Raw genomic sequence first — 13049 nt, 5'->3', positions numbered from 1 at the left:
TTTACAGGTTTGTAAGACAGCCGTTCTTTAATTTGAAAAAGGTTTGTCTCTTATGGTTTGTTCGCATAAGATATAAATAGAATGATTTGTATTGTAAGCAGCACGAGTTTTCATTGAATCTTTGCTGCTCTATTGATATAATCAGTGCTAGTGTATATTGGCGAGACTATTAGGAGTTGAGAACATAGATGAACAAAGAAGAAAGAGCAAAAAGACAGTCCAAAATTCGTAATTTCTCTATCATTGCTCATATTGACCACGGAAAGTCAACGTTAGCAGACCGTATTTTAGAGAAAACAAACGCGTTAACACAACGTGAAATGAAAGCTCAGTTGCTTGACTCTATGGATTTAGAGCGTGAGCGTGGTATTACAATTAAATTAAACGCAGTACAATTAAACTATAAAGCAAAAGACGGCGAAGAATATATTCTTCACTTAATTGATACACCAGGACACGTCGACTTTACGTACGAAGTATCTCGTAGTTTAGCGGCTTGTGAAGGTGCAATTCTTGTAGTAGATGCAGCGCAAGGTATTGAAGCGCAAACGTTAGCGAACGTATACTTAGCGCTTGATAACAATTTAGAAATTTTACCGGTTATTAATAAAATCGATTTACCAAGTGCAGACCCAGAGCGTGTACGCCAAGAGGTGGAAGATGTAATTGGATTAGATGCATCAGAAGCTGTACTTGCTTCGGCAAAAGCTGGGATTGGCATTGAAGAGATTTTAGAACAAATCGTTGAAAAAGTGCCAGCACCAACAGGTGATTCAGAAGAACCGTTACAATGTATGATCTTTGACTCTTTATATGATCCATACCGCGGTGTAATTGCGTATATCCGTGTTGTAAATGGAACGGTAAAAGTTGGCGATAAAGTACGTATGATGGCAACTGGAAAAGAATTTGAAGTAACAGAAGTAGGTGTGTTTACACCGAAAACTACGCAACGTGATGAGTTAACAGTAGGTGATGTAGGTTTCTTAGCGGCATCGATTAAAAATGTTGGTGACACACGCGTTGGTGATACGATTACACATGCGAAACGTCCAGCAGCTGAGCCATTACCTGGTTACCGTAAATTAAATCCAATGGTATTCTGTGGTCTGTACCCGATTGACTCTGCACGTTACAACGACTTACGTGATGCGCTAGAGAAATTAGAATTAAACGATTCTGCTCTTGAGTTTGAGCCAGAAACATCTCAAGCGCTAGGATTTGGTTTCCGTTGTGGATTCTTAGGACTTCTTCATATGGAAATCATTCAAGAGCGTATTGAACGTGAATTTAAAATTGATTTAATTACAACAGCGCCAAGTGTTATTTATAAAGTATTCTTAACGAATGGTGAAGACATGATTGTCGATAACCCGTCTAATATGCCGGATCCACAGACAATTGATCGTGTTGAAGAGCCATTTGTTAAAGCAGCAATTATGGTTCCGAATGACTATGTTGGAGCTGTAATGGAAATCTGCCAAGGTAAACGCGGAACGTTTATTGATATGCAATATTTAGATGAAACGCGTGTTACTTTGACATATGAAATCCCATTATCAGAAATCGTATATGACTTCTTCGATCAGTTGAAATCAAATACGAAAGGATATGCATCATTTGATTATGAATTAATTGGTTACAAGCCATCTAAACTTGTGAAAATGGATATTCTTTTAAATTCTGAGCAAGTCGATGCTCTATCATTTATCGTACACCGTGATTCAGCATATGACCGTGGTAAAGTAATCGTAGAAAAATTAAAAGAATTAATTCCAAGACAGCAGTTCGAAGTGCCAATTCAAGCGACGATCGGAAACAAAGTTGTAGCGCGTTCTACAATTAAAGCGATGCGTAAAAACGTACTTGCGAAATGTTACGGTGGTGACATTTCTCGTAAGCGTAAACTTCTTGATAAGCAAAAAGAAGGTAAAAAACGTATGAAGTCTGTTGGTTCTGTAGAAGTACCGCAAGAAGCATTCATGGCTGTACTGAAAATGGATGACAACTAATAGTTGGAATGAAAAAAGAAGTCGTTTATGCGGCTTCTTTTTTACGTATAATTACTTTTTAGACATCTGAGTAGCTCTCATTTACAATAGTGAGAGAGCTTTTTAGTTCATATAAAGTTAGGAGTTTGTTAATGTCCGAAAATATTCGAAAAGATATTCAAGAAAAAATACAAAATGGCAATTTTAATTGTGAAAAGGAATTGACGCTTTCTATTATTAGTGGAAAGTGGAAAGTTGTGATATTGTGGCATCTTGGTGTGGAAGGGCCTCATCGTTTTAGTGAATTACAGCGATTATTTCCGAGCATTTCTCATAAAGTTTTATCAAACCAATTAAAAGAGTTAATGGAAGATGGGATTGTTGATCGAACAGTATACCCAGAAATTCCACCGCGAGTGGAATATTATATGACGGAATTAGGCATGTCGCTTTTACCAATCGTTGAAATGATGTATGATTGGGGAAAAATGCGAATGGAACAAATTCGTAATACGTTAGAGAAGTAAAAGAAGCCTCCCGAGCGTGGAGGTTTTCTTTTTAGAAAGGTAGGAGTTAGTTTTGGTGCAAGCTGCATATATTCATATTCCGTTTTGTCAGCATATTTGTCACTATTGTGATTTTAATAAAGTGTTTATTGAACGCCAGCCGGTCGATCAATATTTAGAGTATTTAGAGAAAGAAATAATAAATACAGTTCAAAAGGTACCGTTTGATAGTATGAAAACGATTTTTGTTGGCGGGGGAACTCCAACAGCATTAAATATGGAACAGACAAAGAAATTATTAAATATTATAAATCGTCGTTTACGTCCGTTTGCCCCGAATTGTGAATTAACATTTGAAGCGAATCCAGGTGATTTGCCGAAAGAGAAATTAAATGTATTGCTAGAAGGTGGAGTGAACCGAATTAGTTTTGGGGTGCAAACATTTCGAGATGAATTGCTTGAGAAAATTGGACGTAAGCATACGAGAGAAGATGCGTTTGTAGCAATTAGAGAAGCGCAAGAAGTAGGCTTTAAAAATATAAATGTAGATATTATTTATGCTCTGCCAGGACAGACGATAGAAGATGTAAAAGAAACATTAGACATTGCTTTTACGCTTGGTGTACAACATTTCTCGGCATATTCATTAATTGTGGAACCGAAAACAGTATTTTATAACTTAATGAATAAAGGGAAATTAAGACTTCCAGGTGAAGACCATGAAGCGAAAATGTACGAAATGGTAATGGATGAAATGGAGAAACATGGCTATACCCAGTATGAAATTAGTAATTTTTCAAAAGGGAATAATGAAAGTAGACATAATCTCACATACTGGAATAATGAAGAGTATTATGGATTTGGAGCTGGAGCGCATAGTTATGTAAATGGAGAACGTATCCAAAATGTAGGGCCGCTCAAGCAATATTTCAATAAAATCGATGAAATCGGATTTCCGTATTTAGATGTTCACGTGGTGACGGAGAAAGAAAAAATGGAAGAAGAATTGTTCTTAGGACTCCGAAAAACAAAAGGTGTATCTAAAATAGCGTTTCAAAAGAAATTTAATATGGAAATGGATCAAGTTTTCGCGAAGCAGTTACAAAACAACCAAGAACAAGGATTGCTTGAAGAGAGCGATGGATATGTTCGTTTAACGCGAAAAGGAAAATTATTAGGGAATGAAGTATTCCAATCATTTTTGATTGACTAATTAAATGTTCCATTAACGTGAAAAAGTTTCATTATTTCGTGACGTTTCCGTTGACAATTGAATGTCAATTTTGGTAAGTTATTAATAGATTTAGCACTCGAAGACAAAGAGTGCTAACAGAGGTGATGATGAGATGCTTACGGAACGTCAGCTCTTAATTTTACAAACAATTATTGATGACTTTATTGGATCAGCGCAACCTGTTGGGTCAAGGACGTTGGCTAAAAAAGATGAAATTACATTTAGTTCAGCTACTATACGAAATGAAATGGCTGATTTAGAGGAACTAGGATTTATTGAGAAAACGCACAGTTCTTCTGGACGTGTTCCTTCTGAAAAAGGATACCGATTTTATGTAGACCATCTTTTAGCGCCGCAAAATTTACCGAACGATGAAATTGTACAAATTAAAGATTTATTTGCTGAAAGAATTTTTGAAGCGGAAAAGATTGCACAACAATCAGCTCAAATTTTATCAGAGCTTACAAATTATACGGCCATTGTTCTTGGACCGAAGTTAAGCACAAATAAACTTAAAAACGTACAAATTGTTCCGCTTGATCGTCAAACCGCAGTCGCTATTATTGTAACGGATACAGGGCATGTACAAAGCAAAACGATTACCGTTCCGGAATCTGTTGATTTATCAGATTTAGAAAAAATGGTTAATATTTTAAATGAAAAGCTATCGGGCGTACCAATGTCGGAACTCCATAATAAAATCTTTAAGGAGATTGTTACGGTATTGCGTGGGTATGTTCATAATTACGATAGTGCAATAAAAATATTGGATGGTACATTTCAAGTTCCGTTATCGGAAAAGATATACTTTGGAGGGAAGGCAAATATGCTTTCGCAACCAGAGTTTCATGACATTCAAAAAGTTAGATCTTTACTTACCATGATTGATAACGAAGCTGAGTTTTATGATATTTTGCGTCATAAACAAGTTGGTATTCAAGTGAAAATTGGTAGGGAAAACTCTGCGACAGCCATGGAAGATTGTAGTTTGATTTCTGCAACATATTCGATTGGAGAAGAACAACTTGGAACAATTGCAATTTTAGGTCCAACGAGAATGCAATACTCTCGTGTAATTAGTTTGTTGCAGTTATTTACAAGGCAAATTACAGATGGACTAAAAAAATAAAGAATAAAGAAGAATACATTCGCTCAAGTGATAAGCAATACATCACTGTGTGTAATATATAACTATACTTAGGTAATCATGCTATGCATGATACCTAATACCTTTTAAGGAGGTGAAAATTGTGGAAGAGCGTAACGAACAAGTTGTAGAAGAAGTGAAAGAAGAAGTAAAAGAAGCACAAGTTGAAGAAGCCGTAACATCTGAAGACAGCGAAGAAACTGTTGAAGAAAAAAGTGAGGCTGCTCTTTTACAAGAAAAAGTAGATGAATTGCAAGCGAAACTGACGGAAACGGAAGGCCGTATGCTACGTCTACAAGCTGATTTTGAAAATTATAAGCGTCGTGTTCAAATGGATAAACAGGCTGCTGAAAAATATAGAGCACAAAGTCTTGTTTCAGATATTTTGCCAGCTCTTGATAATTTTGAAAGAGCGATGCAAGTGGAAGCAACTGATGAGCAAATGAAGTCCTTATTACAAGGGATGGAAATGGTATATCGTCAATTGTTAGAAGCGATGACAAAAGAAGGTGTAGAAGCGATTGAAGCTGTTGGTAAACAGTTTGATCCTCATGAACACCAAGCTGTTATGCAAGTAGAAGACAGCGAATTTGAATCAAATGCGGTTGTGGAAGAATTCCAAAAAGGTTATAAATTAAAAGACCGTGTAATTCGCCCATCGATGGTAAAAGTAAATCAATAATTTACATAAAAGTAGGAGGATTCGCCATGAGTAAAATTATCGGTATTGACTTAGGTACAACAAACTCTTGTGTAGCTGTTATGGAAGGTGGAGAACCAAAGGTTATCCCAAATCCAGAAGGAAACCGTACAACACCTTCTGTTGTAGCTTTCAAAAATGAAGAACGTCAAGTTGGGGAAGTAGCAAAGCGTCAAGCAATTACAAACCCAAATACAATCATGTCTGTTAAACGTCATATGGGTACAGACTACAAAGTAGAAATCGAAGGTAAAGAATATACACCTCAAGAAATTTCTGCAATCATTTTACAAAACTTAAAAGCTTCTGCTGAAGCATATTTAGGTGAAACAGTAACGAAAGCTGTTATTACAGTACCTGCATACTTCAACGATGCAGAGCGTCAAGCAACGAAAGATGCTGGTCGTATCGCTGGTTTAGAAGTTGAGCGTATCATTAACGAACCAACAGCAGCAGCGCTTGCTTACGGTTTAGAAAAACAAGATGAAGAGCAAAAAATCTTAGTATATGACTTAGGTGGCGGTACATTTGACGTATCTATCCTTGAGTTAGCAGATGGAACATTTGAAGTTATTTCAACTGCTGGTGACAACCGTCTTGGTGGAGATGACTTTGACCAAGTTATCATTGATCACTTAGTAGCTGAGTTCAAAAAAGAAAATAACATTGATTTAAGCCAAGATAAAATGGCACTTCAACGTTTGAAAGATGCAGCTGAAAAAGCGAAAAAAGATCTTTCAGGTGTAACACAAACACAAATTTCATTGCCATTCATTAGTGCTGGAGCTGCTGGTCCATTACACTTAGAATTAACATTAACAAGAGCGAAATTCGAAGAGCTTTCAGCAAACCTTGTTGAAAGAACATTAGAACCAACTCGTCGTGCTTTAAAAGATGCTGGTCTATCTGCAAGTGAATTAGATCGCGTTATCCTTGTAGGTGGTTCTACTCGTATCCCAGCTGTACAAGAAGCTATTAAACGTGAAACTGGTAAAGAACCATATAAAGGTGTAAACCCGGATGAAGTTGTAGCATTAGGTGCTGCAGTTCAAGGTGGCGTACTTACTGGTGATGTAGAAGGCGTACTATTATTAGATGTAACTCCACTTTCTTTAGGTATTGAAACTATGGGTGGTGTGTTCACGAAATTAATCGAGCGTAACACTACAATTCCAACGAGTAAATCACAAGTATTCTCAACAGCTGCTGATAACCAACCAGCAGTAGACATTCACGTATTACAAGGTGAGCGTCCAATGTCAGCTGACAACAAAACGTTAGGACGTTTCCAATTAACGGATATCCCACCAGCACCACGTGGTATTCCACAAATCGAAGTAACATTCGATATTGATGCGAACGGTATCGTTAACGTACGTGCAAAAGATTTAGGAACAAGCAAAGAACAAGCTATTACAATCCAATCTTCTTCAGGTCTTTCTGATGAAGAAGTAGATCGTATGGTAAAAGAAGCAGAAGCAAACGCTGACGCTGACCAAAAACGTAAGGAAGAAGTTGAACTTCGTAACGAAGCTGACCAACTTGTATTCCAAACAGATAAAGTTGTAAAAGATTTAGAAGGTAAAGTAGATGCAGCTGAAGTTGCAAAAGCAACAGAAGCGAAAGAAGCATTACAAGCTGCGATTGAGAAGAACGAGCTTGAGGAAATCCGTGCGAAAAAAGACGCTTTACAAGAAATCGTACAACAACTAACTGTTAAACTATATGAGCAAGCTCAAGCAGCTGCAGGGCAAGCAGAAGGTGCACAAGGAGCACAAGATGCTGGCGCGAAGAAAGACAATGTAGTAGACGCTGAGTTTGAAGAAGTAAAAGAAGACAAGTAATTCAACTTTAAACATAATAAGTAAGATGACAAAAAGTCAAAGTCAAGCGTGCCTTGGCTTTGGCTTTTTTCACGAATGAGAAGGAATGTGTAAGGGTCTTAAGTTTTTTACTTTGCATACTGTAAGTGAGGAAACTTTGTTGCAAAGCACTTTCTTTCGGTGTTAAAATTACGTTTATGTGAAAGATTCGGGGGTTGTAAATTTATGAGTAAACGAGATTATTATGAGGTCCTTGGACTTAGCAAGGGTGCTTCAAAAGATGAAATAAAAAAAGCGTATCGTCGTTTGGCTAAAAAATACCATCCAGACGTAAGTAAAGAAGAAAATGCAATTGAAAAGTTTAAAGAAGTACAAGAAGCATACGAAGTATTAAGCGACGATCAAAAGCGTGCGCAATATGATCAATTTGGTCATGCTGGTGCTAATCAAGGCTTCGGTGGCTTTGGCGGCGGAGGAGACTTCGGTGGTGGCTTCGGTTTTGAAGATATCTTTAGTTCATTCTTTGGCGGCGGTGGCGGCAGACGTCGTGATCCAAATGCTCCGCGCCAAGGTGCTGACTTACAATATCAAGTCACTTTAGATTTTGAAGAAGCTATTTTTGGTAAAGAGTTAAATGTTGAGATTCCAGTAGAAGATCCATGTGATACTTGTAAAGGTAGCGGGGCAAAACCAGGAACTTCAAAAGAAACATGTAAACATTGCTCAGGATCAGGGCAAGTAAGTGTAGAACAAAATACACCATTTGGTCGTATCGTAAACCGTCAAGCTTGCGGTCATTGTTCAGGAACTGGGCAAATCATTAAAGAAAAATGTACGACATGCCACGGTTCTGGTAAAGTTCGTAAACGTAAAAAAATCAATGTTAAAATTCCAGCAGGTATCGATAATGGTCAACAAATCCGCGTATCTGGAAAAGGTGAAGCGGGCGTAAATGGCGGCCCAGCAGGAGATTTATATGTTGTTGTTCATGTAAGAAATCATGAATTCTTTGAGCGCGAAGGAGATCACATTATTTGCGAAATGCCATTAACATTTGCGCAAATGGCACTTGGTGATGAAGTAGAAGTTCCTACTGTTCATGGTAAAGTGAAGCTGAAAATTCCAGCAGGAACACAAACAGGAACAGAATTCCGCCTAAAAGGAAAGGGTGCTCCGAACGTACGTGGATACGGTCAAGGAGATCAATATGTAGTCGTGCGTGTTGTTGTACCGACGAAATTAACTTCACAGCAAAAAGATTTATTGCGTGAATTTGCAGGACAAGAAGAGCAGGATGATAGTTTATTCGGAAAGCTTAAACGTGCTTTCAAAGGGGAATAATGGAAATAAAAAATGGAGTTGGTAAATTGTGAAATGGTCAGAAATTAGTATTCATACAACAGAAGAAGCAGTAGAAGCTGTCTCTCATATTTTACATGAAGCTGGTGCTAGTGGAGTTGCGATTGAGGACCCAGCGGAGTTGACGAAAGAGCGCGAGCAACAATATGGTGAAATTTATGCATTGAACCCAGATGAGTATCCGGCAGAAGGTGTGTTAATAAAAGCATATTTCCCGCAAACGGATTCTTTACATGAAACAATTGCAGGTGTAAAATCATCTATTGATGTGCTTCCATCTTACGACATCGAAATTGGTACTGGAAATATTACCGTTAACGAAGTCAATGAAGAAGATTGGGCTACTGCTTGGAAAAAATATTACCATCCAGTACAAATTTCTGATACATTCACAATTGTACCGACTTGGGAAGAATATACACCATCTTCTCCGGAAGAAAAAATTATTGAATTAGATCCAGGTATGGCGTTTGGGACAGGAACTCATCCAACAACAACGATGTGTATCCGTGCTTTAGAAAAAACAGTACAGCCAGGTAACACAATCATTGATGTAGGAACAGGTTCTGGTGTGCTGAGTATTGCAGCAGCAAAACTAGGTGCGTCTTCTGTTCAAGCATATGATTTAGATCCGGTTGCGGTTGAAAGTGCAGAAATGAATGTACGTTTAAATAAAACAGATGATATCGTGACTGTTGGACAAAATAGTCTTTTAGAGGGTATTGAAGGTCCTGTTGATTTAATCGTAGCTAACTTATTAGCAGAAATTATTCTTTTATTCCCTGAAGATGCAGCAAGAGTTGTGAAGTCAGGCGGATTATTTATTACATCGGGCATTATTGCTGCAAAGGAAAAAGTAATTTCTGAAGCGCTAGAAAAAGCTGGATTTACAATTGAAGAAGTGTTGCGAATGGAAGATTGGGTAGCAATTATTGCACGAAATGCGTAATATAGATTTTAGTCTATAATGAAAAGGGGAGTCTCTCACTATAAGGTGAGGGACTTGCCGTTTGTTATATGAAAAATGATAACGTTTCGTTCTTTTCGTAAGTATTGGCTTACGAAAGGAACGAAACTCTACTAAGGTGATTATATGCAACGTTATTTTGTAGAAGAGAAATATGTAAATGAGACAAGTATTCGCATTGTAGGTGATGACGTACATCATATAGCAAGAGTGATGCGTATGTCAGCTGGTGATCACATTTATTGCTGTGTAAACGGAAAAACAGCCGTATGTTCAATTGATGAAATTACCAGTGAATTTATTCATACGGCTATTGTAGAATGGGTAGAGACGTCAAGTGAACTTCCTGTTTTCGTGACGATTGCAAGTGGACTGCCGAAAGGAGACAAGCTAGAGTTAATTTTTCAAAAAGGAACTGAGCTTGGGGCAGCTGCATTCTTACCATTTCAAGCATCTCGCTCTATCGTAAAATGGGATGCGAAAAAAGCTGATAAAAAAGTTGAGCGTTTAAGAAAAATTGTGAAAGAAGCTGCGGAACAATCACATAGAAGTGAAATTCCAGAAGTACACACCCCAGCATCGTTTAAACAATTGCTGTCAATGAGTGGTGAGTATGATGTTTGCCTTGTTGCTTACGAAGAGGAAGCGAAACAAGGCGAGAAATCTAATTTTGCGAAAGCTTTAACGATGATGAAACCAGGTCAAAAGCTATTGATTGTATTTGGCCCAGAAGGCGGTTTAGCTGAGGAAGAGATTACAGCGCTTCGTGAACATAAATTTGTACCATGTAGTTTAGGACCAAGAATTTTAAGAACAGAAACGGCGCCGTTATACGCGTTAAGTGCTGCTTCGTATCATTTTGAATTGATGGGGTGATGATCAATGTCAACTGTTGCGTTCCATACGTTAGGTTGTAAAGTAAACCACTATGAAACAGAAGCCATTTGGCAATTGTTTAAACAAGGTGGATATGAAAGAACTGAATATGAAAAGAAAGCTGATGTATATGTTATCAATACATGTACAGTAACAAATACGGGAGATAAGAAAAGTCGTCAAGTTATTAGACGTGCTGTTCGTCAAAACCCAGATGCGGTTATTTGTGTAACGGGATGTTATGCACAAACATCTCCAGCGGAAATTATGGCGATTCCAGGTGTAGATATTGTAGTTGGTACACAAGATCGTGAAAAGATGTTAGGATACATCGAAGAATTCCGTAAAGAGCGTCAGCCAATTAATGCTGTCCGCAACATTATGAAAACACGTGTATACGAAGAACTGGATGTACCTTATTTCACGGATCGTACACGTGCATCTTTAAAAATACAAGAAGGTTGTAATAACTTCTGTACATTCTGTATTATTCCTTGGGCGCGTGGTTTAATGCGTTCTCGCGATGGGAAAGAAGTTATTAAACAAGCGCAGCAATTAGTAGATGCAGGCTATAAGGAAATCGTATTAACAGGTATTCATACAGGTGGATACGGTGAAGATATTAAAGATTATAACTTAGCTGGATTACTTCGTGATATGGAAGCGGAAGTAGACGGATTAAAACGTCTTCGTATTTCTTCTATTGAAGCGAGTCAGATTTCAGATGAAGTAATTGAAGTGTTAGATAAGTCTGAAGTAGTTGTACGTCATTTACACATTCCGTTGCAATCTGGATCTAATACTGTATTAAAGCGTATGCGTCGTAAATATACGATGGAATTTTTCCAGGAGCGCTTAGATCGTTTGAAAGAAGCGTTACCAGGTCTTGCGATTACATCAGACGTAATCGTTGGTTTCCCAGGTGAAACAGAAGAAGAATTCATGGAAACATACAATTTCATTAAAGAGAATCGCTTCTCTGAGTTGCACGTATTCCCGTACTCAAAACGTACAGGAACACCTGCAGCGCGTATGGAAGATCAAGTTCCTGAAGATGTGAAGAATGATCGTGTTCACCGTTTAATTGAACTATCTAATCAATTAGCGAAAGAGTATGCATCACAGTTTGAAGGAGAAGTACTTGAAATTATTCCAGAAGAACAATTTAAAGAGGGCGACCGTGAAGGCCTATATGTAGGTTATACAGATAACTACTTGAAAATTGTATTTGAAGGATCAGAAGAATTAATCGGTAAATTAGTGAAAGTAAAAATCACAAAAGCTGGTTATCCATATAACGAAGCGCAATTTGTTCGTGTCCTTGAAGATGATGTGAAAAAGGAATCAGCAAGCGCATAAAGTGAAACTTTAATGAGCGTGGGATTCATTCCCCGCTCATTATTAGCCCGCACCAATCGGGATAAAAAAGCATGCAAACGGAAACGATTTGCATGCTTTCTTTTTTAGTGGAGAAGTTAAGTACTGAAAATGTACGAAATGAGTAGTTTTTCCGTACGTTTCTGCATGAAAAAAGGTATAATGACAAAAATATAGTTGCCTTCAGGGGAAAAGATAACAGCTATCTGCATAGTTTTTGAAAAAGGAAGAGCATCTATTCTTCTTTTATTCTGTCAAATAGTTGACCTGAAGTGATAAAATGTATTATAATCGTAAAAGACATGCTGAAGAAGTGTTTCTTTTTGCATGCTGGAGTTAGTATGTAAGTGTGATGTTTCGGAGGGAGGGAAAGAGAATGTCAAAAACAGTCGTTCGTAAAAACGAGTCTTTGGAGGATGCACTTCGCCGTTTTAAAAGATCGGTTTCTAAAACTGGTACACTTGCTGAAGCAAGAAAGCGCGAGTTTTATGAAAAACCAAGTGTAAAACGTAAGAAGAAATCTGAAGCGGCAAGAAAGCGTAAATTCTAAGAGAGGGTGTAAGTTATGAGTCTTCTCGGTCGTTTAAACGATGATATGAAACAAGCGATGAAGAATAAACAAAAAGAAAAATTAACCGTCATTCGTATGGTTAAGGCTGCTTTACAAAATGAAGGTATTAAACTACAGCATACTCTTACTGAAGAAGAGGAACTAACAGTTTTAGCTCGTGAAGTAAAACAGCATAAGGACTCCCTCCTTGAATTTAAAAAAGCTGGTCGTGAAGACCTTGTTAATAAACTGCAAAGTGAAATTCAGATTTTAAGCGCATATTTGCCGGAGCAATTAACGGAAGAAGAGCTAGTTGATATAATCAAGCAAGTTATTTCTGAAGTTGGTGCGACGTCTAAAGCAGATATGGGTAAGGTGATGACTGCTGTTATGCCGAAAGTAAAAGGTAAAACAGATGGATCGCTTGTGAATAAGCTGGTTATCCAGCTATTAGCATAAAAAAACGTCTCATTTCGTATGAGACGTTTTTTTATGCTTTTTTCAGTTTGGACGTGATAT

At 37.6% G+C, this 13049-nt stretch carries 12 protein-coding genes; all 12 read left to right on the top strand.

The genetic code is table 11. From position 1 onward, the window contains the following. Nucleotides 1-188 precede the first annotated feature (188 nt). The 12 genes from lepA to NST14_RS21830 all read left to right on the top strand — a co-directional run bounded on the left by lepA (nucleotide 189) and on the right by NST14_RS21830 (nucleotide 12989). Entirely contained in the window at nucleotides 189-2012 is a 1824-nt protein-coding gene (gene lepA, locus NST14_RS21885) for an elongation factor 4 (protein WP_001030957.1), read from the top strand. 131 nt (nucleotides 2013-2143) lie between these two features. Then, nucleotides 2144-2518 (top strand): winged helix-turn-helix transcriptional regulator, encoded by a 375-nt coding sequence (locus tag NST14_RS21880; RefSeq protein WP_001293546.1) that lies wholly within the window; start codon nucleotides 2144-2146, stop codon nucleotides 2516-2518. A 52-nt stretch (nucleotides 2519-2570) separates the two neighbouring features. Continuing rightward, complete coding sequence (gene hemW / locus NST14_RS21875; RefSeq protein ID WP_033688206.1) at nucleotides 2571-3710, top strand: radical SAM family heme chaperone HemW; 1140 nt, start codon at nucleotides 2571-2573, stop codon at nucleotides 3708-3710. Nucleotides 3711-3843: 133 nt separating this feature from the next. Then, nucleotides 3844-4860 (top strand): heat-inducible transcriptional repressor HrcA, encoded by a 1017-nt coding sequence (gene hrcA, locus NST14_RS21870; RefSeq protein ID WP_000954950.1) that lies wholly within the window; start codon nucleotides 3844-3846, stop codon nucleotides 4858-4860. A 121-nt stretch (nucleotides 4861-4981) separates the two neighbouring features. Further along, the gene (gene grpE, locus NST14_RS21865; RefSeq protein ID WP_000392720.1) at nucleotides 4982-5560 is read left to right on the top strand and encodes a nucleotide exchange factor GrpE; all 579 of its coding nucleotides are present in this window, start codon (nucleotides 4982-4984) and stop codon (nucleotides 5558-5560) included. Nucleotides 5561-5586: 26 nt separating this feature from the next. Further along, nucleotides 5587-7422, top strand: a complete 1836-nt coding sequence (gene dnaK / locus NST14_RS21860) for a chaperone protein DnaK (protein ID WP_000034690.1) — start codon at nucleotides 5587-5589, stop codon at nucleotides 7420-7422. 204 nt (nucleotides 7423-7626) lie between these two features. Next, nucleotides 7627-8742 (top strand): chaperone protein DnaJ, encoded by a 1116-nt coding sequence (dnaJ, locus tag NST14_RS21855; RefSeq protein WP_000043935.1) that lies wholly within the window; start codon nucleotides 7627-7629, stop codon nucleotides 8740-8742. A 28-nt stretch (nucleotides 8743-8770) separates the two neighbouring features. Next, nucleotides 8771-9709 (top strand): 50S ribosomal protein L11 methyltransferase, encoded by a 939-nt coding sequence (gene prmA / locus NST14_RS21850; protein ID WP_000872108.1) that lies wholly within the window; start codon nucleotides 8771-8773, stop codon nucleotides 9707-9709. 144 nt (nucleotides 9710-9853) lie between these two features. Further along, complete coding sequence (locus tag NST14_RS21845) at nucleotides 9854-10603, top strand: 16S rRNA (uracil(1498)-N(3))-methyltransferase (RefSeq protein WP_001190152.1); 750 nt, start codon at nucleotides 9854-9856, stop codon at nucleotides 10601-10603. A gap of 6 nt (nucleotides 10604-10609) precedes the next feature. Beyond that, complete coding sequence (mtaB, locus tag NST14_RS21840) at nucleotides 10610-11962, top strand: tRNA (N(6)-L-threonylcarbamoyladenosine(37)-C(2))-methylthiotransferase MtaB (RefSeq protein WP_000108677.1); 1353 nt, start codon at nucleotides 10610-10612, stop codon at nucleotides 11960-11962. Between the two features lie 394 nt (nucleotides 11963-12356). Next, on the top strand, nucleotides 12357-12530 hold the full coding sequence (gene rpsU / locus NST14_RS21835; RefSeq protein WP_000048061.1) for a 30S ribosomal protein S21: 174 nt from the start codon (nucleotides 12357-12359) through the stop codon (nucleotides 12528-12530). A 15-nt stretch (nucleotides 12531-12545) separates the two neighbouring features. Beyond that, nucleotides 12546-12989 (top strand): GatB/YqeY domain-containing protein, encoded by a 444-nt coding sequence (locus tag NST14_RS21830; RefSeq protein WP_000054571.1) that lies wholly within the window; start codon nucleotides 12546-12548, stop codon nucleotides 12987-12989. Nucleotides 12990-13049: the final 60 nt, after the last annotated feature.

Source organism: Bacillus sp. FSL W8-0519, from assembly GCF_038005585.1.
In the GTDB taxonomy this organism is placed as follows: Bacteria; Bacillota; Bacilli; order Bacillales; family Bacillaceae_G; genus Bacillus_A; species Bacillus_A paranthracis.
The sequence above is the reverse complement of the archived record's forward strand: the minus strand, read 5'-3'. Positions and strand labels throughout refer to the sequence as shown.

What these genes read in the sequence shown, in the direction of transcription:
- lepA (WP_001030957.1), top strand. Translation starts at nt 189, where the DNA reads ATGAACAAAGAAGAAAGAGCAAAAAGACAGTCCAAAATTCGTAATTTC.
- NST14_RS21880 (WP_001293546.1), top strand. Translation starts at nt 2,144, where the DNA reads ATGTCCGAAAATATTCGAAAAGATATTCAAGAAAAAATACAAAATGGC.
- hrcA (WP_000954950.1), top strand. Translation starts at nt 3,844, where the DNA reads ATGCTTACGGAACGTCAGCTCTTAATTTTACAAACAATTATTGATGAC.
- dnaK (WP_000034690.1), top strand. Translation starts at nt 5,587, where the DNA reads ATGAGTAAAATTATCGGTATTGACTTAGGTACAACAAACTCTTGTGTA.
- dnaJ (WP_000043935.1), top strand. Translation starts at nt 7,627, where the DNA reads ATGAGTAAACGAGATTATTATGAGGTCCTTGGACTTAGCAAGGGTGCT.
- NST14_RS21845 (WP_001190152.1), top strand. Translation starts at nt 9,854, where the DNA reads ATGCAACGTTATTTTGTAGAAGAGAAATATGTAAATGAGACAAGTATT.
- mtaB (WP_000108677.1), top strand. Translation starts at nt 10,610, where the DNA reads ATGTCAACTGTTGCGTTCCATACGTTAGGTTGTAAAGTAAACCACTAT.
- rpsU (WP_000048061.1), top strand. Translation starts at nt 12,357, where the DNA reads ATGTCAAAAACAGTCGTTCGTAAAAACGAGTCTTTGGAGGATGCACTT.
- NST14_RS21830 (WP_000054571.1), top strand. Translation starts at nt 12,546, where the DNA reads ATGAGTCTTCTCGGTCGTTTAAACGATGATATGAAACAAGCGATGAAG.